Origin of the sequence: Methylobacterium aerolatum, assembly GCF_022179085.1 — a bacterium.
Classification (GTDB): domain Bacteria; phylum Pseudomonadota; class Alphaproteobacteria; order Rhizobiales; family Beijerinckiaceae; genus Methylobacterium; species Methylobacterium aerolatum.
On the sequence record NZ_BPQE01000034.1, the window covers coordinates 24,774 to 50,338 of the forward strand.

General features: G+C 71.2%; 21 protein-coding genes. 10 read left to right on the forward strand and 11 right to left on the reverse strand.

Translation table 11 applies throughout. The annotated features are described in order from the left end of the window. Positions 1-289: 289 nt before the first annotated feature. The 4 genes from MFF06_RS20330 to MFF06_RS20345 form a co-directional block, all read right to left on the reverse strand. On the reverse strand, positions 290-622 hold the full coding sequence (locus MFF06_RS20330) for a PsiF family protein (RefSeq protein WP_238207451.1): 333 nt from the start codon (positions 620-622) through the stop codon (positions 290-292). A gap of 146 nt (positions 623-768) precedes the next feature. Continuing rightward, complete coding sequence (der, locus tag MFF06_RS20335; RefSeq protein WP_238207453.1) at positions 769-2,118, reverse strand: ribosome biogenesis GTPase Der; 1,350 nt, start codon at positions 2,116-2,118, stop codon at positions 769-771. Positions 2,119-2,161: 43 nt separating this feature from the next. After that, complete coding sequence (locus MFF06_RS20340) at positions 2,162-2,872, reverse strand: tetratricopeptide repeat protein (RefSeq protein WP_238207455.1); 711 nt, start codon at positions 2,870-2,872, stop codon at positions 2,162-2,164. Between the two features lie 118 nt (positions 2,873-2,990). Next, positions 2,991-3,596: an NnrU family protein gene (locus MFF06_RS20345; RefSeq protein ID WP_238207456.1), complete on the reverse strand. Its 606-nt coding sequence runs from the start codon at positions 3,594-3,596 to the stop codon at positions 2,991-2,993. A gap of 152 nt (positions 3,597-3,748) precedes the next feature. On the opposite strand from MFF06_RS20345, the gene MFF06_RS20350 reads away from it, so the two are divergent. The 3 genes from MFF06_RS20350 to ssb all read left to right on the forward strand — a co-directional run bounded on the left by MFF06_RS20350 (position 3,749) and on the right by ssb (position 5,492). Further along, entirely contained in the window at positions 3,749-4,381 is a 633-nt protein-coding gene (locus MFF06_RS20350; protein WP_238207459.1) for an MSMEG_1061 family FMN-dependent PPOX-type flavoprotein, read from the forward strand. A 27-nt stretch (positions 4,382-4,408) separates the two neighbouring features. Further along, a complete protein-coding gene (locus MFF06_RS20355; RefSeq protein ID WP_238207461.1) occupies positions 4,409-4,639 on the forward strand; it encodes a hypothetical protein in 231 nt (76 codons plus the stop codon). A 295-nt stretch (positions 4,640-4,934) separates the two neighbouring features. After that, positions 4,935-5,492: a single-stranded DNA-binding protein gene (gene ssb, locus MFF06_RS20360; RefSeq protein WP_238207463.1), complete on the forward strand. Its 558-nt coding sequence runs from the start codon at positions 4,935-4,937 to the stop codon at positions 5,490-5,492. Between the two features lie 51 nt (positions 5,493-5,543). Here ssb and moaA read toward each other — a convergent pair whose 3' ends face one another. Beyond that, the gene (moaA, locus tag MFF06_RS20365) at positions 5,544-6,575 is read right to left on the reverse strand and encodes a GTP 3',8-cyclase MoaA (protein ID WP_238207465.1); all 1,032 of its coding nucleotides are present in this window, start codon (positions 6,573-6,575) and stop codon (positions 5,544-5,546) included. Positions 6,576-6,657: 82 nt separating this feature from the next. On the opposite strand from moaA, the gene MFF06_RS20370 reads away from it, so the two are divergent. Further along, entirely contained in the window at positions 6,658-7,083 is a 426-nt protein-coding gene (locus MFF06_RS20370) for a gamma-butyrobetaine hydroxylase family protein (protein WP_238207467.1), read from the forward strand. Between the two features lie 132 nt (positions 7,084-7,215). Here MFF06_RS20370 and addB read toward each other — a convergent pair whose 3' ends face one another. Next, on the reverse strand, positions 7,216-10,365 hold the full coding sequence (gene addB / locus MFF06_RS20375; protein ID WP_238207469.1) for a double-strand break repair protein AddB: 3,150 nt from the start codon (positions 10,363-10,365) through the stop codon (positions 7,216-7,218). A 222-nt stretch (positions 10,366-10,587) separates the two neighbouring features. On the opposite strand from addB, the gene hemF reads away from it, so the two are divergent. Then, positions 10,588-11,454, forward strand: coding sequence for an oxygen-dependent coproporphyrinogen oxidase (hemF, locus tag MFF06_RS20380; protein ID WP_238207582.1), 867 nt, complete (start codon positions 10,588-10,590; stop codon positions 11,452-11,454). Positions 11,455-11,497: 43 nt separating this feature from the next. Next, the gene (locus MFF06_RS20385; RefSeq protein WP_238207471.1) at positions 11,498-12,616 is read left to right on the forward strand and encodes an ATP-dependent DNA helicase; all 1,119 of its coding nucleotides are present in this window, start codon (positions 11,498-11,500) and stop codon (positions 12,614-12,616) included. Positions 12,617-12,746: 130 nt separating this feature from the next. Here the strand turns inward: MFF06_RS20385 and MFF06_RS20390 are convergent, their stop codons facing one another. After that, the gene (locus MFF06_RS20390) at positions 12,747-13,751 is read right to left on the reverse strand and encodes a CobW family GTP-binding protein (RefSeq protein WP_238207473.1); all 1,005 of its coding nucleotides are present in this window, start codon (positions 13,749-13,751) and stop codon (positions 12,747-12,749) included. A gap of 309 nt (positions 13,752-14,060) precedes the next feature. Here MFF06_RS20390 and MFF06_RS20395 point away from each other — a divergent pair, with 309 nt between their 5' ends. The 3 genes from MFF06_RS20395 to MFF06_RS20405 all read left to right on the forward strand — a co-directional run bounded on the left by MFF06_RS20395 (position 14,061) and on the right by MFF06_RS20405 (position 20,269). After that, entirely contained in the window at positions 14,061-15,386 is a 1,326-nt protein-coding gene (locus tag MFF06_RS20395) for an efflux RND transporter periplasmic adaptor subunit (protein WP_238207474.1), read from the forward strand. 10 nt (positions 15,387-15,396) lie between these two features. Continuing rightward, positions 15,397-18,546, forward strand: a complete 3,150-nt coding sequence (locus MFF06_RS20400) for an efflux RND transporter permease subunit (protein WP_238207476.1) — start codon at positions 15,397-15,399, stop codon at positions 18,544-18,546. A 160-nt stretch (positions 18,547-18,706) separates the two neighbouring features. Beyond that, the gene (locus MFF06_RS20405) at positions 18,707-20,269 is read left to right on the forward strand and encodes an efflux transporter outer membrane subunit (protein WP_238207478.1); all 1,563 of its coding nucleotides are present in this window, start codon (positions 18,707-18,709) and stop codon (positions 20,267-20,269) included. 9 nt (positions 20,270-20,278) lie between these two features. Here the strand turns inward: MFF06_RS20405 and MFF06_RS20410 are convergent, their stop codons facing one another. From MFF06_RS20410 to MFF06_RS20425, 4 genes are all read right to left on the reverse strand, one after another. After that, positions 20,279-21,070 carry a flagellar hook basal-body protein gene (locus MFF06_RS20410; protein WP_238207480.1) on the reverse strand — a complete coding sequence of 264 codons (792 nt, stop codon included), beginning with the start codon at positions 21,068-21,070 and terminating at the stop codon, positions 20,279-20,281. A 71-nt stretch (positions 21,071-21,141) separates the two neighbouring features. Beyond that, complete coding sequence (locus MFF06_RS20415; protein WP_238207482.1) at positions 21,142-21,642, reverse strand: secondary thiamine-phosphate synthase enzyme YjbQ; 501 nt, start codon at positions 21,640-21,642, stop codon at positions 21,142-21,144. After that, positions 21,639-23,465, reverse strand: a complete 1,827-nt coding sequence (locus MFF06_RS20420; protein WP_238207483.1) for a cisplatin damage response ATP-dependent DNA ligase — start codon at positions 23,463-23,465, stop codon at positions 21,639-21,641. The genes MFF06_RS20415 and MFF06_RS20420 overlap by 4 nt, the downstream gene beginning before the upstream one ends. Further along, positions 23,462-24,502, reverse strand: a complete 1,041-nt coding sequence (locus tag MFF06_RS20425) for a ligase-associated DNA damage response exonuclease (RefSeq protein WP_238207485.1) — start codon at positions 24,500-24,502, stop codon at positions 23,462-23,464. The genes MFF06_RS20420 and MFF06_RS20425 overlap by 4 nt, the downstream gene beginning before the upstream one ends. A 133-nt stretch (positions 24,503-24,635) precedes the next feature. Here MFF06_RS20425 and MFF06_RS20430 point away from each other — a divergent pair, with 133 nt between their 5' ends. After that, positions 24,636-25,550: a class I SAM-dependent DNA methyltransferase gene (locus MFF06_RS20430; RefSeq protein WP_238207499.1), complete on the forward strand. Its 915-nt coding sequence runs from the start codon at positions 24,636-24,638 to the stop codon at positions 25,548-25,550. The last annotated feature ends 15 nt before the right edge of the window (positions 25,551-25,565 follow it).

The following is a 25,565-nucleotide window of genomic DNA, read 5'->3' on the forward strand; positions in this document are numbered from 1 at the left end:
CCTGGCGGCCCCTGAAGCCCGCCTCGTCCTTGCGAGCGCGAGCCGAAGCAATCCAGGGATGCGCCATGGTCGGACACGGCCCGTTGCCCTGGATCGCTTCGCTGTCGCTCGCGATGACGGAGGGGGCGACGACCTGCGCGGCCGGACGCCGAGGTGCGGCGAAGCCGCCGCGAAGGAGGCTTTCGGGGATCGCAGATCACCCCCGAGGTCTCCTTCCAAGCCTCCGCTGCGCTCCGCGCCTCGGGATGAGGGCGAGCGCAGGAGAACCGCGGACTGTCCGGACAGCCTCTCAGGGGTTCTTGGCGACGGTCCCGTGCATGCACTGGTGCATGAAGGCCTTGCGGTCCGGCCCCTTGGCGAGGCCCTTGGCGACGGCCTCCTGCCGGCAGGCATCGTGCTGGGGCCGCATGCAATCGCGCATCGCCGCCCGGCGCTCCGGGCCGGTGAGGCTGCGGCCGTCGATCTGCGCCCGGCATTGGGCGCGGGCCGAGACGACCGCGGAGGCCGCGACGGGAGACTCCGTCGGGGCGGGGGCGGGCGCCGCCGCGCCCTGCGCCAGGGCGGCGGAGGCCGCGCCGAGCAGGGCGGCCGCCACGAGCGAGGTGCGGAGGAGGGATGTCATGAGAGGGCTCCTGTGCCGGCGTCTCCGACCGGGAGACCGCCACGGACACCAGAGACATCCCGCCGGTCTCCCGGCGATGGCGGACGGGTTTCCCATCCGTAACGTTTCGTGACGCCGCGCGACGGGCGCGCCGCCGCCGCCCCGGATCAGGACTTGTCGAAGGGGTTCTGCGAGGTCCGCAGGGACAGGCGGATCGGCGTGCCCGGCAGATCGAAGGCCTCGCGCAGGGCGTTCACGAGGTAGCGGGTGTAGGATTTCGGCAGGGCGTCGAGCTGGTTGCCGAACAAGGCGAAGTGCGGCGGGCGGCTCTTCACCTGCGTCGCGTACCGGATCTTGATCCGGCGGCCCGACACCGCCGGGGGCGGGTTGCGGGAGAGGGCGTCGCCCAGCCAGTCGTTGATGCGCGAGGTCGAGACGCGCCGGTCCCAGACGTCGGCGGCGCTCATCACCGCCTGCATCAGCTTGTCCACGCCCTGCCCGGCGAGGCCGGACAGCGGCACCACCGCCACGCCCCGCACCTGCGGCAGGAGGCGGGTGCAATCCTCGCGCAACTGCTTCAGCAGGCCCGGCTGGTCGGCCACGAGATCCCACTTGTTGAGACCGATCACCAGGGCCCGGCCCTCGCTCTCCACGAGGTCAACGATGGTGAGATCCTGCTTCTCGAAGGGGATGGTGGCATCGAGCAGCATCACCACCACCTCGGCGAAGCGCACGGCGCGCAACCCGTCCGAGACGGCGAGCTTTTCGAGCTTGTCGTCGATCCGGGCGCGGCGGCGCATCCCGGCGGTGTCGTGCAGCTTGATCCGGCGTCCCCGCCACTCCCAGTCGAGGGAGATCGAATCGCGGGTGATGCCCGCCTCGGGGCCGACCAGGAGCCGCTCCTCGCCGAGCATGGTGTTGATCAGCGTCGACTTGCCGGCATTGGGCCGCCCGACGATGGCGACGCGCAGCGCCCGGCCGCCGGGGGCGTCCTCGTCGTCCTCCTCGTCGGAATCCGGCTTCGGCAGGGCCTCGATCAGGGCGTTGTGCAACTCGCCCAGACCCTCGCCGTGCTCGGCGGAGAAGGGGATCGGGTCGCCGAGGCCCAGCGAGAACGCCTCGTAGGCGCCGCTCATCCCGGCCCCGCCCTCGGCCTTGTTGGCGATGAGGATGACCGGGCAGCCCGCCCGGCGGGTCAACTCGGCGAAGGACTGGTCGGCCGGCAGCACCCCGGCGCGGGCGTCGATCACGAACAGCACCACGTCGGCGGCGAGGATCGCCGCCTCGGTCTGCATCCGCATCCGTCCGGTGAGGGTGTCGTCGTCGGCCTCCTCCAGGCCGGCGGTGTCGATGACCCGGAAATGCAGGCCGCCGAAGGCGACGTCGCCCTCGCGCCGGTCGCGGGTCACGCCGGGGCGGTCGTCCACCAGGGCGAGCTTCTTGCCCACGAGGCGGTTGAACAGCGTCGACTTGCCGACATTCGGCCGGCCGACGATCGCGACGGTCGGCATATCCATCGTCAGTCTCGAAGTCTGGGGGGCAGGGGTGACACGGGGCGCCTCAGCGGACGGTCGGCGGGGGCGGGGCGGCGGCCTCGGGCTTGGCTTCCGTCACGGTGACGGGGCCGCCCGCGACGATGGCCGCGTAGACCTCGATGCGCTCGCGCAGGGAGCGGGGCGTGTCCGGGTCGGCGACGATCTGGTCGAACCACCGGCTCGCCTCGTCGTAGTCGCCCTTGCGCAGGGAGGCGAGGCCCAGCATCTCCCGCGCCGTATGCCGGTAGGGGCTGGCGGCGGCGAGGCCCTGGAGGTTGGTGAGCGCCGCGTCGGGGGTCTTGCCGTCCATGCGGATCAGCGCGGCCCGGAGCCGCGCGAGGTCGCGCAGGCCGTCGCCCAGGGCGGTGTCGCCGGCGAGCGCATCGAACTCCGTCGCGCCCTTGGCGGGGTCGGCCTTGGCGGTCTCGGCCGCCGAGCGGAAGCGCGAGAGCACGCGGTAGCCCGCCGGGCCCTGGGTTTCGAGGTCGGTGAAGACCTTGTCGGCCTCCGTCACCTTGCCGTCGCGGGCGAGGTGGTTGGCCTCGTCGTAGCGGACGGAGGCCGCCTCGGCGGCGGCGAGCTGCTGCGCCTGCCAGTAGCGCCACCCGGCGACGCCCGCGACCACGAGCACCACCACGGCGATGATCACGCTGCTGTAGCGGCGCCAGACCTGCAGGATCCGCTCGCGGCGGTATTCCTCGTCGACCTCGCGGATGAATTCGTTGTTCTCGGCCATCGTATCCCGGCCGGCGGCACGCGCCGGACCACCTTCGCGATCCTTGAAGGCCGTGCGCCTAACACAGGGGCGCGGACTTGGCGACCTGTCTGGCGCGGGGGAGGGGGGTGACGACCTCTCACATGCTCCCCGGCCAGACCGACACGCCGATCAGCGCGTAGTGCAGGTAGCGGGCGAAGAGGAACCACGCGACGACGCCGATCAGCACCACGAGCGCGTCGTTGCGCCAGCCCGCGGGCACGGCCACGGCGGCGCGGCCGCCTGCGGGCACGCCCGCCGCCCGCTCCCGGCGCTTCAGGCTGATGCGGGCCGAGACCGCCCAGGCCAGGAAGCCGCCGAACAGCAGGATCGAGCCGAGGTCGCCGTTGGCGAGGAGGTGGGCGGTGGCCCAGATCTTCACGGCGAGCAGCATCGGGTGCTTCGCCTTGGCGCGGATATGGCTCGGGATGTAGGTCGCCGCGAAGCTGATGAAGGCCAGGAGCACCAGGGTGAGCGCAAGGTGGCGCGTCCAGACCGGCGGGTCCCAGACCGGGATCATGCCGCTCAACCGGTAATCGTGATAGCCGACACCGATGAGGATCAGCCCGAGCAGCGACAGGGCGGTGTAGCCGAGCTTGTAGCGATTCTCGCCGATCTGTCCGACGATCGCCGCCCGGCGCGCGCGGAGCTGCGTGAAGGCGTGGGTGCCGAGGAACAGCACGAGGCCGAGGATCAGAAGGAACATGGCGGCCTCGCGGAGGAGCGAACGGTCAGGCTTCTCAATCGAACTTCGCCGCCCTTGTCCAGGCGCCGCCCGGACGCAGCCCGGCCATGATGGGGGAAACGCTTGACCGGGGGAGCTGGGAATGCGCGCCTCTGCGCCGGGAGGGCCCTTCGATGACAAGCGAGACCCCGGACGATTCGGTCATCCGTGACGAGGCGACCTTGCGCGCCGGCTTCGGCCCGGTACGGCCGCTGGCCGGTGAGAAGGTCTTGGACCATCTCGATGCCTACGCGCTGCGCTTCATCGCCCTCTCGCCCTTCCTCGTGCTCGCGAGCGCCGGGGCGGACGGCACCGTCGATGCGAGCCCCCGGGGCGACGCCCCCGGCTTCGTCGCGACGCCGGATGCGCACACGCTCGTGATCCCCGACCGGCGCGGCAACAACCGGCTCGATTCCTTCACCAACATCCTCACCCGGCCGGAGGTGGGGCTGATCTTCTTCGTGCCCGGCCTGCCCGAGACCCTGCGGGTCAACGGTCCGGCCACGATCACCCGTGACCCGGCCCTGCTGGCCCCCCTCGCCGCCCAGGACACGGTGCCGACCACGGGGCTCGTGGTGCTGGTGCGGGAGTCGCTGTTCCATTGCGGCAAGGCGCTGATCCGCTCCCATCTCTGGGACCCGGCGCGGCATGTGGCGCGGGACGGCTTCCCGAGCCTCGGCCGCATCCTCGCCGATCAGACCAAGGCGATCTCCGTCGAAGAGGCGGAAGCCTCCCTCGTTGAAGCCTACCGGTCGAGGCTCTACTGAGAGCCGATGCCGGAGCGAGGAACCCCCATGGACGAGTCACGACCGCCCGCCCCCCGCGCCCGCACCAGTGCCGCCACGGGGGCCTTCTCCCTCGGGGCGGGCGCGGCCGGGGCCTTCGCGCTGGGTGCCCTGGCGCTGGGCACCGTGGCGCTCGGCGCCTTCGCCGTGGGGCGCCTCTCCGTCGCCCGGGCGAAGGTCGGCTCCCTGGAGATCGATGAACTCACCGTGCGCACGCTGCGGGTGCTCCGGGAGGAGTAGGGCGGTCTCCGTTTGCCTCGCATCAGGGTTGCGATGGGAGGCGTGGGCTCCCTCCCCACAAGGGGGGGAGCGCGCGTCGCGCTACCCGATCCCCGTTCGATGGAAAAACGCGGAGCGCCGCTGCCGCCGCGCCCACCCGGGCGGGTTGGCATTTGCCTGGAACAAAAGTAGAACTCTCGCAACGCGACAGGTGCCTGTGGGTGCCCGGACCGGCGGCATTGCCGACGGGCGGCGGCGGGCGCATGTGTAGGCGGCGACGGCAGCCCCGTGAGATGCGGAACGCAAGGAGAGATCGATGGCGGGCAGCGTGAACAAGGTGATTCTGGTCGGCAATCTCGGGCGCGACCCCGAGATCCGGCGCCTCGGCTCGGGCGATCCGGTCTGCAACCTGCGGATCGCGACCTCGGAGTCGTGGAAGGACAAGAGCTCCGGCGAGCGCAAGGAGAAGACCGAGTGGCACTCGGTCGTCATCTACAACGAGAACCTCTCGCGGGTGGCCGAGCAGTACCTGCGCAAGGGCTCGAAGGTCTATGTCGAGGGCCAACTCCAGACCCGGAAGTGGACCGACCAGTCCGGTGTCGAGAAGTACACGACCGAGGTGGTGCTCCAGCGCTTCCGGGGTGAATTGACGATCCTCGACGGGCGCGGCGGTGGCGGCGGGGAGTTCGCCTCCGAGGAGGAGGGCGGCGGCCAGATCAGCCGGGGCGGCGACTTCGAAGGCGGCGGCAGCCGCGGGGGCGGGTTCGGTGGCGGTCGCGCACAGGGCGGCGAGCGCCGCCCGGCTCCGGCTCCCTCCAGCGGTGGCGGCGGTGGCCGGGGTGGCTACGACCTCGACGACGATATTCCGTTCTAGGGGCCACGCTTGTTTCCCCTCTCCCCGCCTGCGGGGAGAGGGAATGCGCGTCTACCCCCCCGTCACGCTCATATGCCGTGGCACGGCGGCCGGGCGCTGGCGCTCGATGACGAAGTCGTGGCCTTTCGGCTTGCGGGTGATCGCCTCCTCCACCGCCTGCGCCAGCACGGCGTCGTCGGGGGTGGCGCGGAGCACCGCACGGAGATCGGCCGAATCCTCCTGCCCGAGGCAGAGGTAGAGCTGGCCGGTGCAGGTCAGGCGTACCCGGTTGCAGCTCTCGCAGAAATTGTGCGTCAGCGGCGTGATGAAGCCCAGCCGCCCGCCGGTCTCCTCCACGCGGACGTAGCGGGCCGGGCCGCCCGTGCGGTCGGGGAGCGGGGTGAGCGTGTAGCGGCTCTCCAGGCGCTGGCGGGCCACGGAGAGGGGCAGGAACTGGTCGGTCCGGTCGGCCTCGATCTCGCCGAGCGGCATCACCTCGATCAGCGTCATGTCCATGCCGAGCCCGTGCGCCCAGGCGATCATGTCGGGGATCTCGTCGCCGTTGACGTCGCGCAGGGCCACGGCGTTGATCTTCACCTGCATCCCGGCCTTGCGGGCGGCCTCGATCCCGGCGAGCACCACCGGCAACTCGCCCCGGCGGGTGACTTCGTGGAACTTGGCCGCGTCGAGTGTATCGAGGGAGACGTTGACGCGCTTCACGCCCAAGGCCGCCAGCTCCGGCGCGAAGCGGGCGAGCTGCGTGCCGTTGGTGGTGAGTGTCAGCTCCTGCAACGCACCCGAATCAAGGTGGCGCGAAAGCCGCCGGAACAGGTGCATGATGTCGCGGCGCACCAGGGGCTCGCCGCCGGTGATGCGCAGCTTCCTCACGCCCCGGGCGATAAACACGCCGCAGAGCCGGTCCAGCTCTTCCAGGCTCAGGAGGTCGCGCTTGGGCAGGAACTGCATGTGCTCCGACATGCAGTAGGCGCAACGCAGGTCGCACCGGTCCGTCACGGAGATGCGGAGATAGGTGATCGCCCGCTGGAACGGATCGATCAGCGGCGCCGGCCCGGCTTTCGCCGGAAGGGAGATGGCATCGGGCATCAGGCGGGATATGATGGGAGGACGGCTCCGGGGCAAGCGCGCCCTGTGGGCGCAACCCCCGATTGGCCTGAAGGTGTGACCGTTGAACCCATCACCGGACCAAGAGTTCTGGCCGACCGAGCTTCGCCTGTCGCCGGACAAGCGAATCTTGCACGTCGCCTTCGAGGATGGAACCCGTTTCGCGCTCCCGGCGGAATACCTGCGGGTGTCGAGCCCCTCGGCGGAGGTGCAGGGCCATTCCCCGGCGGAGCGCAAGGTGCTCGGCGGCAAGCGCAACGTGGCGATCCTCGCGGTGGAGCCCGTGGGCAACTACGCGGTGAAGCTCGGCTTCGACGATCTGCATGATACCGGCCTCTACGGCTGGGGCTACCTGCACGAACTCGGCCGCAACTACGTCCGCCGCTGGGAGACCTATCTCGGCGAACTCGCCGAGCGCGGGCTCGACCGGGACACGGCGGCACCGGCGAAGTCGGGCGGGTGCGGCTCGGGGTCGTGCGGCTGCGGGTGAGGCACGGGATCCCCTCTCCCCGCTTGCGGTGAGGGGGGACTTGCGCGGGAGCCGACCGGGTTGGCTCGCAAAGACGACCAGGGATCCATGGACGGGTGTGGCTCGACGCGATCGGCGGCGACGCCCCCGCCCCTACTCCTCCTCGCCGGCCTCACCGCCGAGCGACCATTCCTTCACCCGGGCGAGGTGGTCGTAGGCGCCGATCTCGCCCCTGCGCTGCGGGTAGATCCGGGACGCATAGGCGGCCTTCCCCGTCATGTAGCGGGCGATCAGCTCGCGGAGCTCGCCGAGATGCTCGGCCACGATGGTCTCGACGCTGCGGGAATCGCCCTTGGGCGGCTTCACCGGCATGGGCACGAAGGGTTTCCGGCCGCCCGAGGCGTGGACGTAGAGCAGGTCGGGCGTCTGCGCGGTGCGCGGCAGGTCCTTGAAGGCGCCCTGCATCAGCATCGCCGCCTCCAGCGTGAGCTGGGGTGAGAAGCCCGCATAGATCGTCTTGGCCGTGGGCACGGTGCCGGTCTTGAAATCGACGATGCAGGCGGTGCCGTCGGGGCGCAGCTCGATCCGGTCGGCGCGGGCGCGCAGGGTGAAGGAATCCCGGCCCATGGGGATGACCCAGCGCCCCGAAACCTCGGCATGGATGCGGGTCAGGCCGGTCCGGCGGGCGGCCTCCCAGGGCAGGTAGGCCCGGGCCATGCGGTCGTAGCGCGGCCACCACTCGGCATAGAGGCTCGGATAGGTGTCGTTGATCGGCGCGAAGATATTCTGGGCGATCTGGAAGAGGCGCTGGTCGGCCTGCGCGGGCAGGGCCTGCGGGTGGGCGACGGTGAACTCCGAAAACACCCGGTGGACCAGGGAGCCGCGTTCCCCGGCCCCCGGCAGGGCGGCCAGCGGCTCCAGCGGATCGAGGCCCAGCACGTGGCGGGCGAAGATCGCGTAGGGGTCGCGCACCAGGGTCTCGATCTCAGTGACGCTCAGCGCCCTCGGGAACAGGGCCGGGTCGGGGCGCGGGGCCGGGCGCTTCAGGCGGGGCTGCGGCGGGGCGGTGTCGAGGGCGGCGGCGAGCGCCGCAAGGCGTCGACCGGCCGTGAGCGCGCCGTCCCAGGCCGCCTCGCCCGCGAAGGCGCGCATCCGCTGGATCAGCCGGGAGGGCACCGTCGGCGCGCCGTCGCGCTTGAGGGCACGGGTGATCACCGCGTCCTTGCAGCCCAGGGCCTCCACGAAGTCGTGGGCCATCTGGCCGATGCGCCGCTCGGGCGGATCGAGGCCGACGCGCTCGCGCATGGGGCGGTTGAGGAAGGCGTCCGTCACGGTGCGCACCGGCCAGACGCCCTCGTCGAGGCCGCCGACCACGATCCGGTCGGCCCGCAACAGCCGGGCCTCGATCAGGCCGAGGATGCGCAGGCGCGGATGCGGCGAAGGGCCCGAGCAGGCGACCTTCCGCTCCCGGGCGAGGGCCGTGAAGAAGCTCGGATACTCGTTGAACAGCCCCGTCATGCCGCCGGGCTCGGCCATCGCCAGGTCGTCGAACAGGGTGTCGAGGCAGGCGAGCGACCCCTCCGCCTCGGGCTCGGGCGCCTCCTCCGGCCCCGCCAGCAGGGCGTCGCAGGCTTGGCGGTGCCCGGCGGCGGTGGCCACGAGGTCGCAGCGCGCCTCGCACGCGGGACCGGGAAAGGCCGCGAAGGCGTCGTCCAGCCGGTCGAGGATCAGGGCGGCGAGATCCCAGTCGATATCCTTCAGGCGCTTCTCGGCGCGGGGAATCCGGCGGTCCGGATCCTCCTTGGACCGCCGGGCCGTGAGCGCCCGGCGCAGGCCGGCGAGGCCCGGCGCCGGGGCGGGGCCGCGCAACAGGCCGATTTCCAGGGCGGCGGCGCCGCGCACCAGATCCCCGCGGCTCATCCCCAGGCGCACCATCGGGTGGGACAACAGGGCGACGAGCCGGGCGGGGATCGCGTCGGCCTGGGCGCGGGCGAGGTCGGCGGCGAACTCCGCCGCCAGCCGGGCGAGGCGGCCGGCGGGGGCGGCGGCGAGCGCGAGCCCCGCCGAGTCCTCCGCGACGATGCCCCAGCGCAGCAGCTCCACGGCCACACGCCCGGCCAAGCCCCGGTCGGGGGTGACGAGGAAGGCCGTGGCGCCCGGCGTTTCCAGGGTCTCGCGGAGCGCGATGGCCGCGATCAACGCCTCCTCGCGCTCGTCGGCGGCCTCGACCAGGGCGAGCCCGTCGAGGCCGAGGCGGGCGGTGGCCCCGCGCTCGTGCGGATCGAGGGCCGACCACGCGTCGGTGGTGTCGGCCGGCCGCAGGGCCTGCGAGAGCAGGCGGGCGCGGGCGGCCTGGGCCGCGTCGGCCGTGCCGAGGGGCACGATGGCGGCGCGCTCCATCGCGAGGCCGTCCGGCCCGAGCAGCCGGTGCAGGATCGCCTGCGGATGGCCGTGGGCGATGGCGCGGTGGACTCCCACGCCGGTCTCGATCCCGTCCCAGCCGGCGGCGTCGAGGTCGAGGTCGAGCCCCGGCAGCACCACCGCGCCGCGGGGTAGCCTCGCCACGGCGGCGATCAGCTTGGCGGTGGCCGGCACGGAGCCCAGCGACCCGGCCACGATCACCGGATCGCCGGCCCCCTTGGCGAGGCGCTCGCCCTCCGCCAGCACGAGGGCGCGGGCGCGGGCCACCGGATCGGCGAGGCCGCGCTCGGCGAGCAGCTTCGGCCAGTTCTCGGCGGCGATCTTCATGAAATCGAGGGTCAGGCCGAAATAGCGCGAATACTCGGCCTCCACGGCGCCCGCGATCTCCGACCAGGGCAGGCCCTCGACGGTGAGGGCGTCCATCAGCCCTTCGAGATCGCCCGCGAGCCCCACCGCGTCGGCCGGGGAGGAGGGGACGAGGAAGGGCACCTCCTCCTGCAGCGGCAGGAGGGAGCGGTCCACGGTCTCGGCCCAGGCCCGGACGAGGCGCGCCAGGATCAGCCGCCGCTCCAGGGGCGGGATCGGCGGGCGCGTCGGCGCGGCGCCGGCGAGCGACTCGGCCGCGAGGTCGAGTTCCGCCTCGTCGGCCTCGCCCAGCGGCACCGTGCGCGGCAGGAGGGCCGCCTCGCCCAGCCGCTCGGCCAGGATCGCGGAGAGCGCCCGCGCCGCCCTGCGGGTCGGCAGGTAGATCGAGACGGAGGCGAGCGCCAGCGGGTCCCGCGCCACGGGGCCGACGAGGTCCCCGGCGAGCAGCGCCTCGGCCAGGGTCGGCAGGAAGGGAGCGCCGCGGGTGACGGTGAAGACGGCCTGTCGGGCGGTCATGGGGGGCTGGTGTTTCATCAAAACGGGACGGGTGGGCATCCCCTCTCCCTGCAGACGGGGAGAGGGGATGCCCCGACCGCCATGGGAACAATCCCTATACGCCACCCCGGCGAGGCGGTCAGCCCGATTGACGCCCGTCCGGCAGGGTGGGAAAGCCAGGGCATGAGCGCCGATCCCCGCACCGCCCTCATTCAGCCGGCCAGCGAGGCCGACGTCGCCGCCATGAAGGCGGAAGCCGCCGCGTGGTTCACCACCCTGCGCGACAGGATCACCGCCGCCTTCGAGGCCCTGGAGGACGAGGCGGACCTGCCCCTCCACCCGGACGCCCCGCGCGAGCCCGGCCGCTTCGTCCGCACCCCCTGGGAGCGCACCGACCACGGCGGCGCGCCGGGCGGCGGCGGGACCATGGCGATGCTCAAGGGCCGGGTCTTCGAGAAGGCCGGCGTCCATGTCTCGACGGTGTTCGGTGAGTTCGCCCCGGAGTTCCGCGGGCAGATCCCCGGCGCGTCCGAGGATCCCCGCTTCTTCGCCACGGGCATCTCGCTGATCGCCCACCCGTGGAACCCGCACGCGCCGACCGTGCACATGAACACCCGCTTCGTGGCGACCACGAAGGCGTGGTTCGGCGGCGGCGCCGACCTCACCCCCGTCCTCGACCGGCGGCGCACCCAGGAGGACCCGGACAGCGTGCATTTCCACGCCTGCCTGCAGCGGGCCTGCGAGGCGCACGGCGTGGATTACCCCGCCTACAAGGCGTGGTGCGAGGAGTACTTCCACCTCAAGCACCGCAACGAGCCCCGCGGCATCGGCGGCATCTTCTACGACTACCGCTGGACCGGAGCGCCGCAGGCCGACCTCGCCTTCACCAAATCGGTGGGGGAAGCCTTCCTCGAAGCCTACCCGCCGATCATGCGCGGGAACATCGCCACGCCGTGGACGGAGGCGGACCGGCACGAGCAGCAGGTCCGGCGCGGGCGCTACGTGGAGTTCAACCTCCTCTACGACCGGGGCACGATCTTCGGCCTCAGGACCGGCGGCAACGTCGCCTCCATCCTGTCCTCCATGCCGCCGACCGTGCGGTGGCCGTGATCCTCTCCGTCATCGCGAACGCCCGCAAAGACGGGGGCTGGGCATGAGCGCCGCCACGCCCCACTCCTTCGCCCCGCAGCAGGACGCGGCGCTGAAGGCCATCGACGCGTGGCGCCGGGACGGCGGCTCCCAGGTCTTCCGCCTGTTCGGCTATGCCGGCACCGGCAAGACGACGCTCGCCCGGCGCATCGCGGAGGACGTGGACGGCACGGTGGTGTTCGGCGCCTTCACCGGCAAGGCCGCCTCGGTGATGCGCCAGAAGGGCTGCTTCGACGCGGCGACGATCCACTCGCTGATCTACCGCACCAAGGAGGCGGAGGAGGGCGGGCCGACCTTCACCCTCAACCGCACCGGCCCCGTGGCCAAGGCCGACCTCGTCGTCATCGACGAGTGCTCGATGGTGGATGCCGACCTCGGCAACGACCTCCTGTCCTTCGACGTGCCGGTGCTTGTGCTGGGCGATCCGGCGCAGCTGCCCCCCGTGCGCGGCGGCGGCTTCTTCACCGAGGCCGAGCCCGACGTGATGCTCACCGAGGTCCACCGGCAGGCCAAGGACGACCCGATCGTGCGCATGGCCATGACCGTCCGCGAGGGCGGGCGGCTGGAGCGGGGCGAGTTCGGGGAGAGCCGCGTGGTCTCCCGCCGGGACCTCGACCCGGCGCAGGTGCTCGATTGCGACCAAGTGCTGGTCGGCCTCAACAAGACCCGGCGCCTCTACAACGGCCGCCTGCGGGAACTCGCGGGCCATACCGACCCGATGCCCGCCATCGGCGAGAAGCTGGTCTGCCTGCGCAACGACCGGGTGAAGGGCCTGCTCAACGGCTCGACCTGGACGGTCCATGCGCTGCGCGCGCCCCCGCGCCCCGACATGATCCGCCTCGACATCGTGCCTGAGGACGACCCGGCGCTCCGCCGCAAGCCGACGGACATCAAGGTGCTGCGGGCGATGATCGCCGGCTCGGACGAGGAGATCCCCCTGTTCCAGCGCCGGGAGACCGACGAGTTCACCTACGGCTACGCGCTCACCGTCCACAAGGCGCAGGGGTCGCAGTGGGACAAGGTGACGTTGTTCGACGAATCCTACGCCTTCCGCGAGCACCGGGCGCGGTGGCTCTATACGGGCCTCACGCGGGCGGCGCGGGCGATCACGGTGGTGGTGTAGGGCAACGGGCTCTCCTCCCCCTTGTGGGGAGGAGTGGGAGGTGGGGTGGTGCCGAACGAAGCGCGGCGGTGCCTCCTGCACTAACCCCCACCCCTGACCCCTCCCCACAAGGGGGAGGGGAAGAACCTTGCTACACCCGGCACCCCTCGAACCCCTCGCGGATCGCCTCCTCGTCGAGCTTGCGGCCGATGAAGACCACGCGGCTGACGCGCTTTTCGTCCTTCCCCCAATCGCCCTGCACGTCCCCGTCGAGGATCATGTGCACGCCCTGGAAGACGAAGCGCTTCGGCTCGTTGGGGAAGGCGACGATGCCCTTGCAGCGCAGGATGTCCGGGCCCTGCACCTGGGTGAGGTTCGAGATCCACGGCATGAACTTCTCCGGGTCCACCTCGCCCTCGATGCGGGCCGAGATCGAGCGGATGTCCGTGTCGTGGTGATGGTGGTGGCCCTCCTCCAGGAACTCGGGCTCCACCTCCAGGATGCGGTCGAGATCGAAGGCGTTGCGCTCCAGCACCGCATCGAGGGGCACGGCGCAGTTCGTGGTGCGGTGGAGCTGGGCCAGCGGGTTGATGGCGCGGATCTGGCCCTCCACCCGGTCGAGGTCGGCGGGTGAGACGAGGTCCGCCTTGTTGAGCAGGATCACGTCCGCGAAGGCGATCTGGTTCCTGGCCTCGGGGGCGTCCTTCAGCCGGTCGGTGAGCCACTTGGCGTCGGCCACCGTCACCACGGCGTCGAGGCGGGCGGCCTCGCCGACATCCTGGTCCATGAAGAAGGTCTGGGCCACGGGGGCCGGGTCGGCGAGGCCGGTGGTCTCCACGATGATCGCGTCGAACTTGCCCCGGCGCTTCACCAGCCCGTCCATGATGCGGATCAGGTCGCCGCGCACGGTGCAGCAGATGCAGCCGTTGTTCATCTCGAACACTTCCTCGTCGGCGCCGACGACGAGGTCGTTGTCGATGCCGATCTCGCCGAACTCGTTCACGATCACCGCGTAGCGGCGCCCGTGATTCTCGGTGAGGATGCGGTTGAGGAGGGTGGTCTTGCCCGCGCCGAGATAGCCGGTCAGCACCGTGACCGGAATCTTGCCGTCCGTCTGCGGAAGGGTCGCCGGGGAAGTCGCCGAAGAAGCTGCCATGTCGGCCTGCCAGGGTTGAAAAGGGGGAAGGGGCGGTCGCGCTGGCCGCGCCTGTAACATTGTAGCGAAAGCCCGCCAACGGAAGGCCCCGCCTGCCCCGGATTCGTCACGAGCCGGTCATACCACTCGACCAGAGACAGGCGGGTCTCCGCGACGGATTGCAGAGTGTGGCCGCCACGACGCAGGCAGAAGACCCTTTCGCGCTTCACGAAACCGTCGTTTGCCCGGCGGTCGCAGAGGCTCTAACCGCCATGCCAAGGGGACGCCAGCGACCCGGTTCCGTCCTCCCCCCACGCTGAATCGACGCCCATGGACGCCCGCAACCCGCTCGAACAGGACACGGCCTACGCCCGGCCCGCCCGTGCCCGCGGTCGGCGGGGCCTGTGGCTCGTGGTCCTCCTCATCCTCGGTGGGCTCGGCGCCGCCGTCGCCCTGCGCCCCGAGGAGGCGCGGACCTACGCCCTGCGCCTCGTGGAGGCGGCCGAGGGCCTCCTGTCCTCCGGCAACCAGGATCCGGGGATCGACGTGGAGAAGGCCGCCCCGGCGGACCGGGTGTTCCGCCCCTCCAAGGAGCAGCGCGCCTCCTTCGAGATCCTGCCCGTGGCGACCCAGGTGTTCCGGCCGGAGGGCGCCGCCGAGGGCCGCATCGCCCTCAACGACGACGACAACGTGCCGGTGGTCTCGCCCTATGCCGGCCGCGTCACCAAGGTGCTGGTCCGGGCGGGCGACACCGTGAAGGCCGGCGACGTGCTGCTGACGCTGGAGGCCACCGACATGGTCCAGGCGCAGAACGACTATCAGGCGGCGCTGAACAACCTCCAGAAGCAGCAGGCCCTGCTCAAGCTTGACCAGACCATCGCCCAGCGCCAGCAGGAGTTGTTCCAGGCCAAGGCGGTGGCCCTCAAGGACTACCAGTCCGCCCAGAACGACGTCATCGCCGCCCAGGCCGACCTGAAGACCGCCGAGGCGACCCTCGACGCGGTGAAGAACCGCCTCCGCCTGCTCGGCAAGACCGACGCCGAGATCGCCGCCTACGAGAAGAACGGCACCCTCAGCCCGGAGACGCAGATCCGGGCGCCGATCCCCGGCACCATCGTCCAGCGCAAGGTCGGCATCGGCCAGTACATCAGCGCCTCCGCCGACCCGCAATTCGTGATCGGCGACCTCTCGACCGTGTGGCTCATCGCCAACGTGCGCGAGAGCGAGATCCCGAAGATCCGCATCGGCCAGGAGGTCGAGGCGAAGGTGGCGGGCTTCGGCAACCGCGTGTTCAAGGCGCGGGTGAACTACATGGCCGCGAGCCTCGATCCGGCGACCCGGCGGCTCGCCGTGCGCAGCGAGGTCGACAACCCGGACCGGGTGCTGCGGCCCGAGATGTTCGCCACCTACACGATCATCACCGGCAAGGGCGAGCCGTCCCCGAGCGTGCCCCTCTCGGCCGTGGTCTACGAGGGCGGGCGCACCCATGTCTGGGTCGCCCGGCCCGACGGGGCGATGGAGGCCCGGGACCTGCAGCTCGGGCTGATCAACGGCGACAACGCGCAGGTCGTCTCCGGCCTGCAGGCCGGCGAGCAGATCGCCACCCGCGGTGCCCTGTTCATCGACAGGGCGGCCACCGGCGACAAGGCCTCGTGAGGCGAGCGCGATGAACGCCCTCATCGTCTTCGCCCTCAAACAGCGCGTCCTCGTCTGCCTGCTCTTCGTGCTGATGCTCGGCATCGGCTACGCCGCCTACACGAAGCTCAACATCGAGGCCTACCCGGACCCGGTGCCGCCGCTCGTCGACGTCATCACCCAGAACCCCGGCCAGTCGGCGGACGAGATCGAGCGCTACATCACCATCCCCCTGGAGGTGGCGCTCGCGGGCATCCCCAACGCGCAGGTGGTGCGCACCATCTCCCTCTTCGGCCTGTCCGACGTGAAGGTGCAGTTCAACTACGAGTACACTTACGAGCAGGCGCTCCAGCGGGTGCTCAACCGCCTCTCGCAGGCGCCGACGCTGCCCAACGGCGCCCAGCCCGCCATCTCGCCCACGAGCCCCGTGGGCGAGATCATGCGCTACAAGCTCGTCGGCCCGAAGGGCTACTCGCCCACCGACATGAAGACCCTGCAGGACTGGGTGCTCCAGCGCCGGTTCAAGGCGATTCCCGGCGTGGTGGACGTGACCGCCTTCGGCGGCAAGGCCAAGGAATACGAGGTCGCCGTCGACCTGAACCGGCTCCAGGCCCAGGGCCTGACCCTGGTGCAACTGACGAACGCGCTCAACAACGCCTCGATCAACGTGGGCGGGCAGACGCTCAATGTCGGCCAGCAATCGGCGGTGGTGCGCGGCGTCGGCCTGATCCGCGACATGGACGACATCCGGGACACGCTGATCAGCCTCGTCAACGGCGTGCCGGTGCTGGTGCGGGACGTGGCGGACGTGCGCGTCTCGAACGCGCCGCGGCTGGGCATCGTCGGCCACGACAACCAGCCGGACGTGGTCGAGGGCATCGTGCTCATGACCCGCGGCGGCGAGAGCCTGCCGACGCTCGAGCGGGTCGAGGCCGAGATCGACCGCATCAACACCTCGAACGTCCTGCCGCCGGACGTGAAGATCGAGCGGATCTACGATCGCTCGGGCCTGATCCACACCACCACGCACACGGTGATGCACAATCTCGTCTTCGGCGTGGTGCTGGTCTTCGTGGTGCAGTGGCTGTTCCTCGGCTCGCTGACGAGCGCGATCATCGTGGCGGCGACGATCCCCTTCGCTCTCGGCTTCGCCATCCTGATCCTCGTGGTGCGGGGCGATTCGGCGAACCTCCTGTCGCTCGGCGCCATCGATTTCGGCCTCATCGTCGATGCGACGGTGATCATGGTCGAGAACGTGTTCCGCCATCTCGCCGAGCCGGAGCACTCGGAGGGGCAGCGGGCGCCCGGCGGGCTGAAGGGGCGCCTCGGCACCATCGCCATCGCCGGGGCCGAGGTGAACCGGGCGATCTTCTTCTCGGCCACCATCATCATCGTCGGCTTCCTGCCGCTCTTCACGATGACCGGCGTCGAGGGCCACATCTTCGGGCCGATGGCCAAGACCTACGCCTACGCCCTCGTCGGCGGGCTGATCGCCACCTTCACCGTCTCGCCCGCCCTCTCGGCGCTGATGCTGCCCAAGAAGGTGGAGGAGCGCGACACGCTGATCGTCCGGGTGCTGCGGGTCGCCCACGAGACGGCGCTCCGCTTCGGCCTGCGCAACCGGGTGCTGGCGGTCGGCGTGATGCTGGCGGTGCTGCTCGTCTCGGGCCTGACCGCCCGGCAGCTCGGCCTGGAATTCCTGCCGAAGCTGGAGGAGGGCAACCTCTACGTGCGCGGCACCATGCCGGCCTCGATCTCCCTGGAAGCGGGCAACGCCTACGTGCAGCGCCTGCGCAAGATCTTCCAGGAGGTGCCGGAGGTCACGACGGTCCTGTCGCACCAGGGCCGCCCGAACGACGGCACCGATGCCACGGGCTTCTTCAACGTCGAGATCCTGGCGCCCCTGAAGCCCATCGATCAGTGGCGCAAGGGCCTCGACAAGGAGACCCTGATCGCCACCCTGAGCAAGCAGCTGGGGGAGGAATTTCCCGGCATCGAGTTCAACTTCTCCCAGTATATCGAGGACAACGTCCAGGAGGCAGCCTCGGGCGTGAAGGGCGAGAACTCGGTCAAGATCTACGGTACCGACCTCGCGCAGCTGACGAAGACGGCGAACCAAGTGAAGGCCGTGCTCTCGACGGTGCCCGGCATCACCGACCTCTCGGTGTTCGAGAGCCTCGGCCAGCCGACGGTGCGCATCGACGTCGACCGCCACAAGGCCGCCCGCTACGGTCTCTCGATCAGCGACGTGAACACCACGATCCAGGCGGCCGTGGGCGGCCAGACGGTGGGCGACCTCTACGAGTACGGCTCGGACCGGCACTTCCCCATGCGGGTGCGCCTCGCCAAGGAGTTCCGCTCCTCGCTGGCGACCATCCGCAACATCTCGGTGGGCGCCCAGAACCCGAACGGCGGGGTGATCCCGGTGCCGCTCTCCGAGATCGCCGACGTGGACCTCGTCTCGGGCGCCTCCTTCATCTACCGGGAGGACCAGGAGCGCTACATCCCGGTGAAGTTCTCCGTGCGCGGGCGCGACCTCGGCTCGGCGGTGCTGGAGGCCCAGCGCCGGGTGCAGCAGGAGGTCGATCTGCCCTCCGGCTACCACATGGAATGGGTCGGCCAGTTCACGAACCTCACCGAGGCGGCGGCGCGCCTGAGCCTCGTCGTGCCGCTCACCCTCCTGCTGATCGCCTTCCTGCTGTTCGTGAACTTCTCCTCCGTCACCGACATGCTGCTCACCCTCTCGGTGATCCCGATGGCGATGATCGGCGGCATCTTCGCCCTGTTCCTCACGGGCACGCCGTTCTCGATCTCGGCGGCGATCGGGTTCATCGCCCTGTTCGGCATCTCGACGATGGAGGGCGTGATCCTGCTCGCCTACTACAACCAGCTCCTCGAGGAGGGCTGGGAGCGGTCGGAGGCGATCTGGAACGCCGCAGTGGTGCGGATGCGGCCGGTGATGATGACCTGCGTCGCCGCCTGCGTCGGCCTGCTGCCGGCGGCGATCTCCACCGGCATCGGCTCGCAGGTGCAGAAGCCGCTGGCCCTGGTGGTGGTGGGCGGCATCATCCTGGCGCCGAACCTGATCCTCGTGGTGGTCCCAATCCTGATCTCGCTGTTCTCCCGGCGGAAGACCAACCCCGAGGCGCGGGCGCTGCGCGAACACCGGATGGCCGCGTGAGCGCCGGGCAGTGCCGGAGGCTCCCGTGCACCGCCGTGGCGCACCCGCCACAGGAGGAGCGTGGTCTGGTCCCTCAACAGGGGCGTGCATTGACTCCGGCGCCCCGCCCGGCCCTGCTTCCGCTGGGCCGGCACGCGGATCCGGCCACGGCGGGGATATGATGACGAGGACGGCCCGGACAGGCGCCGCGTGGGCCGCGGCGGCGCGGACGATGCTCGGCGCGAGCGCGGGGTCGCTCGCGGCCCTCGCGCTGTCGGCCTGCGCCGTGGGGCCGAACTTCGTGCCCCCGGAGGCGCCGCCCGTCTCGCGCTACACCAAGGAGCCGCTGAAGAATCCCTCGGCGGCGGACACGGTGCGCACCCGCCAGGGCGGCTCGGCCGACCAGAGCTTCGTCTCGGGGGCGGACATCCCCGCCGAATGGTGGAAGCTCTTCCACTCGAAGGCGCTGAACCGCCTCGTGGAGCAGGCGCTCGCCAACAACCCGACCCTGGAGGCGGCCCAGGCCGGCCTGCGCGTCGCCCAGCAGAACGTGCTGGCGCAGAAGGGCACCCTCTACCCGACGCTCAACGCCACGCCGCAGATCCAGGGCGCCCGCGCGCCCGGCCTCGACCTGCAATCGCCCCTGCAGAACCAGAACCAGTTCCTCTATTCGCTCTACACGCCGCAGGCGGTGGTGGCCTACAACCCCGACGTGTTCGGCGCGGACCGGCGGCAGATCGAATCCCTGGAGGCGACCACCGAGAACCAGCGCTTCCAGCTGGAGGCCGCCTACCTCACCCTTACGGCCAACGTGGTGGCCGCCGCGATCCAGGAGGCGTCCCTCCGGGCGCAGATCGACGCGACCAAGCGGGTGATCCAGGCCCAGACCGAGGTGCTCGGCCTCTACAACAAGCAATTGTCCCTCGGGCAGATCGCCGGGGCCGACGTGGTGCAGCAGCAGGCGGCGCTCGCCCTGTCGCAGCAATTGCTGCCGCCGCTGGAGAAGCAGCTCGCGATCCAGCGCGACCTGCTCACCGCGCTGGCCGGGCGCCTGCCTTCGGACGAAGTCTCCGAGACCTTCACCCTTTCGGCCCTGCGCCTGCCGACCCGCCTGCCGGTGAGCATCCCCTCGCGCCTCGTGCAGCAGCGGCCGGACGTGAAGGCCGCCGAGGCGCTGGTGCAGCAGGCGTCCGCCAATGTCGGCGTGGCGGTGGCCAACCGCCTGCCGCAGTTCAACATCTCCGTCACCGGCGGATCGAGCGCGGTGCGCCTCGCCCAGGTGGTGAACCCCGGCGCGGCCTTCTTCACCATCATCGGGCAGGCGACGGCGCCGATCTTCGACGCGGGCACCCTGTTCCGGCGCCAGCGGGCGGAGGAGGAGGGGCTGACCCAGGCCCAGGCGCAGTACAAGGCGGTGGTGATCTCCGCCTTCCAGAACGTCGCCGACGCGCTGCGCGCCCTCCAGGCCGACGCCAAGGCGGTCGCCGCCGCGGAAGCCGCCGAGCGGGCCACCGGCCAGAGCCTGGAGCTGATCCGCAAGCAGTACACGGCCGGTGCCGTGAACTCGACGCAGGTGCTGCTGGCCCAGCAGGGCTACCTCTCGGCCCTCGTCACCTCCGCTTCCGCGCGGGCGACGCAATACGCCGACACGGCGGCCCTGTTCGTGGCGCTGGGCGGCGGCTGGTGGAACCGCAACGACGTCGCGCCCCCGCCGCCGGAAAAAGACCCGCTGAAGTTCTTGTGAGGGCCCGCCTCACACGTACATCGTGAGCGCGTCCTGCAGCATCTCGTTGGCGGCGTTCAGCACCTTGGTGTTGGCGCTGTAGGCCTGCTGCGTCTCGATCATCTTCGAGAACTGGTCGGCGATGTCGGAGGTCGATTGCTCGACGGTGCCGCCGGTGACCGTCGCCCCGAGGAGGCCGTAGAAGGCCGAGCCCGAGCGGTCGGTGGCGAGGTAGGTGCCGCCGTCCAGCGGCGCGAGGTTGCCCGGGCCGTCGAACTGCGCCAGCGTCAGGGTGCCGAGGCTGCGGCTGCTGCCGTCGGCGCCCGTCGCCGTGAGGGCGCCCGCCGCCGAGACGGACAGGCCCACGGGCGCGGAGGTGCCGGTCGAGACCTGCACGGGGCTCGCGGTGGAGGGGTTCGCGAACAGGTAGAAGCCCGCGCCGTTCACGAGGTAGCCGTTGGCATCGGGCGCGAAATCGCCCCGCCGCGTGTAGCCGGTCTGGCCGCTGAAACTCGGGGAGGCGGCGGACCCGGCATTCGCCTTCACGATGAAGTAGCCATCCCCGGTGATGGCGAGGTTCGTCGGCACCTGGGTGGTCGTGAGGGTGCCCTGCACCTCCAGGCTCGTGCGGGTGCTGAGCGAGACGCCGCCCGCCGGCTGGTAGCCCGCCTCGGTCTGCGCCAGCATGTCGGCGAAGTGCGTCTCGGTGGGCTTGAACCCCGCCGTCGAGGCGTTGGCGATGTTGCCCGAGATGTTGTTGAGGGCGAAGGCTTGGGCGGACAGGCCGCTGGTCGAGTTCGAGACCGCGTCGAGGAGGCTCATGGCGACGTCCCTCCGGACGGCCCCGAGGAAGGGGGCGACGATCCGGCCCGGAGGTTATGGTTTCGGAGGCGTTAAGGGCGGGTGTGTTCCTGTTTGTTTCGGACGTCCGCTCCCACCACCCCCAAGAGAATCTCCCGCCGGTGCGGCCGGTCGCGGTGCTCGATCAGGTAGATGCCCTGCCATGTCCCGAGCCCGAGCCGCCCTCCGGCCACCGGAATCACGAGGCCGGAATCGGAGAGCATCGTGCGGATATGGGCGGGCATGTCGTCCGGCCCCTCCGAGCCGTGGACGTAGGCCCCATGGCGGGGGGCGAGGCTGTCGAGTGCCGTCAGCAGGTCCCTCTGCACGTCGGGGTCGGCGTTCTCCTGGATGGTGAGGGACGCCGAGGTGTGGCGGCAGAACACGGTGGCGAGGCCGTGCGTGACGCCGCTGTCGCGCACGAACCCGGCGACCGCCTCGGTGAAATCCGTAAAACCCTGGCCGGGCGTGGCGATGGTGAGCCGCCCGCCGGCGTGGCGCGTCACCGGGCCGGAGGCCAGGGTCTCGACGCGCCCGATCTGCCCCTGTCTCATGCGGTGTCCTCCAGGGTCCCGCCCGGGGCGATTGCCTTCTCGCCCCGGGCGAGGATGCGCTCCAGCACATCGATCCGGTCGGCCTCCGCCGGGGGCTTGTCCCAGCGGATGCGGCTCACCCGCGGGAAGCGCATGGCCACCCCGGACTTGTGCCGGGTCGAGCGTTGCACGCCTTCGAAAGCGATTTCCAGCACGAGGCCCGCCTCGCGCCCGTAGGCCACCTCCCGCACCGGGCCGAAGCGCTTCGTGGTGTGGTTGCGGACGTAGCGGTCGAGCTTGGCGAGTTCCGCGTCGGTGAAGCCGTGATACGCCTTGCCCACCGGCACCAGCTCGTCGCCGCCCTCCGGCGCCTCCCGCCACACGCCGAACGTGTAGTCCGAGTAGAAGGACGAGCGCTTCCCGTGCCCGCGCTGGGCGTACATCATCACGGCATCGACGATGTGCGGTTCGCGCTTCCACTTCCACCACGGGCCCTTGGGGCGGCCGGGGAGGTAGGGGCTGTTCCGCCGCTTGAGCATCACGCCCTCGATGGCGTCGGCATCCTCGCCCGCCCCCACCGAGGCCGGGTCGGCCCGCGCCGCGGCGAGCGCGTCCCAGTCGGCGAAGGGCACCAGCGGCGAGATGTCGACCCGCGCGTGGTCGAGTTTTTTTATGACTTGCTCCAGCCTGGTCCGGCGGGTCGAGAAGGGCTCCTGCCGCAGGTCCTCGCCCTCGCTCGTCAGCAGGTCGTAGGCGCGGACATGGGCGGGGAACTCTTCCAGCAGCTTCCCCGTCACCGCCTTCCGGTTGAGCCGTTGCTGGAGCACGTTGAAGCTCTGCACCCGGCCCTCGCGCAGGATCAGCAACTCGCCGTCGAGCGCGCCCTCGAAGGTGATCGCCTCGGCCAAGTCGGGGAAGGCGCCCGTGATGTCCTCCCCCGTGCGGGAATAGACCTTGCCCACCTGCTGGCCCGCCCGGTCGCGCCCGCCGACGAGCTGGACGCGGATGCCGTCCCACTTCCACTCGGCGGAGAAGGCCTCCGGCTCCAGCTTGTCGAGGTCGTCCCGCTCCTCGATCGGGTGCGAGAGCATCGGCGGGCGGAACGGGGCGGGGTTCAGGGTCTCGGGGCGCTCGGCCCGGCCCTCCACCCAGGCGAACAGCGTCTCGAAGGGCGGTTCCAGCCCGTGCCAGACCTCCTCCACCTCGTCCGCCCCATGGCCGCCGAGCGCGCCCACGGCGGTCTTGGCGAGACGGGCCGAGACGCCGACCCGGAGGTTGCCGGTGACGAGCTTCAGGAGCGCCCAGCGTCCGGTCTCGTCGAGGGCGTCCAGCCATTGGGTCAGGTGCTGCGGCAACTCCCGTTTGGGGATGGTGGCGAGCGTGTTCACCACCTCCGCGAGGGAGGGGACGTGGGGGGGCGGGTTGTTGTGGCCGATGGGGGCCGCATGATCCTCACCCTCGGTGCGGGTGTCCCTCTCCCTTGCGGGGAGGGGGAGGGGTGGGGGTGGTGCCGGAGAGGTCGCGGCGGTGCCTTCTGCACCACCCCCACCCCGCAAGGGGGAGGGGGAGTGGGGAGCGGGCCAGATGAGCGCGGTCGTCTCGGCCAGATCCCCCACGTAGTTGTGCGACAGCCGGAACAGCAGCGGGTCGATCCGCTCCTCCACCAGCCCCCGGATCAGGGCCGGCTTGGCCTCCCGGAAGCTCAAGGTGCCCGTCATGGCGCCGAGCGCGAAGCCGCGCTCCGGGTCGGGCGTGCGCGAGAAGTAATCCTGCAGCAGCCGCAGCTTGGCGTTGCGGCGGGGCTCGTAGCCGAGGCGGTCGAGGAGGTGGGCGAACTCGTTCACGCCGCCGCCTCCGCCGGGGTGGGCTCGGCCTCGCCGTCGTCGCCGTAGCCGAGCATGTGGAGGGGCTTGGCCCGGATGCCCTGCGTGCCGCACCAGTGGACCAGGGCGTCCTCCTGCCCGTGGGTGACCCAGACCTCGCCCGCCCCCGTGTCGCGGATGGTGCGGCAGAGGTCCGGCCAGTCGGCATGGTCGGAGATCACGAGGGGCAGTTCCACGCCCTTCTGCCGGGCGCGGGCGCGCACCCGCATCCAGCCCGAGGCGAAGCAGGTCACCGGATCGGGGAACTTGCGCGACCACAGATCCTGGATGGAGGAGGGCGGGCAGATCACGATGGCGCCGGCCAGATCCTTGCGCTCGGCGGCCACCACCTTCGGCGTCTCCCCGAGGGGGATGCCCTCGCGCTTGTACAACTCGGTGAGCTTTTCCATGGCGCCGTGCAGGTGGATCGGGCGCTCCCAGCCCTCCTCCCGCAGCAGGGCCATCACCCGCTGTGCCTTGCCGAGCGCGTAGGCGCCGACGATGTGCGTCCGCTCCGGGAAGAGCCGCTGCGACTCGATCAGCTTGCGGACCTCGCCCCGCGTGTCGGGATGGGTGAAGACCGGCAGGCCGAAGGTCGCCTCCGTGATGAACACGTCGCAGGGCACCACCTCGAAGGGCAGGCAGGTCGGGTCGGGGGCGCGCTTGTAGTCGCCGGAGACGACGACCCGCACGCCCTCCCGCTCGATCACGATCTGCGCCGAGCCGAGCACATGCCCGGCAGGGACGAAGCGCACGCTCACGTCGCCGACGCGCAGCGTCTCGCCGAGCTTGGCCTCCTGCGACGACCCGCAGAATGCCTCGCCGTAGCGCACGGCCATGATCCGCAGGGTCTCGGGCGTCGCCATCACGTGGGCGTGTCCGGCGCGGGCGTGGTCGGCATGGCCGTGGGTGATCAGCGCCCGCGCCACCGGCCAGGTCGGATCGACGTGGAACTGCCCCAACGGGCAATAGAGCCCCTCACGGGTGAGGGTCAGCAGGTCGCTCGCGCGTGTGGACATCGACCCTCGGCTTCGGTGGAGATTCCAAAGGGCTGCGCCCTTTGGCGGGTCGTCGGGGCAGCGCCCCGACGGTATGCAGAGTTCCGCCCTGCACCCGCGAAGGGGCTTGCCCTTTCGAAACCCTGATCGACGCATGGACAGCCACCGCAGTTCCGGCGATCTCCTCGCCGACCGTCGCTATCGCTACGCCGAGGCCTGCCTCGCCGAGGGGGATGCCGCCGCCTGCGCCGACTTGGCAGGGCAGGCGATCGAGATCGCGCCCCGCTTCGCGGCCGCGTGGCTGCTCCTCGGCCGGGCGCGGGAGGCCCTGTCCGCCACCGCCGACGCCCGCGCCGCCTACGAGGCCGCCCGGCGCCTCGATCCGGCCGACACGCTCGGCGCCGGGCTCCACCTCGCCCGGCTGGGGGACGATGGGCGGGGCGCGCTCACGCCCGCCTACATCCGCGCCCTGTTCGACGGCTACGCGCCCCGGTTCGAGCACCACCTCGTGGAGGGCCTGCACTATGTCGGGCCGGCCCTGGTGGCGGGCGTGTTGCCGGAGGAGCCAGCCATCTTCCCCGCCGTCCTCGACCTCGGCTGCGGCACCGGCCTCGCCGGGGCGGCACTGCGCGGGCGGGCGGGCCACCTCACGGGGGTCGATCTCTCCCCGGCCATGCTCGCCCGCGCCCGGACGAAGGGATGCTACCACAGGTTGGTCGAGGCCGAACTCGGCGCCTTCCTCGCCGGGGAGCCGCCGGGCTCGGCGGACCTGTGCGTGGCGGCCGACGTCTTCATCTACTGCGCCGACCTGCGCCCCGTGTTGGCCGGCATCGCCCGCGTGCTGCGGCCCGGCGGCTGGGCGGCCTTCACCGTGCAATCGCCGTCCTCCGAGGGGGAAGACCCCCTCCTCGGCGCGGACGGGCGCCATGCCCATCCGGATGCCCATCTGCGCGCGGCGGCGGCCGGCGCGGACCTCGCCCTGCGGGTGACGAAGGAGGCCGCCGTCCGCACCGAGAAGGGGGTTCCGGTGCCGGGCCGCGTTCTTGCATTGCAACGAAGCCCTGGATGAAACCTCTGCGAGCGC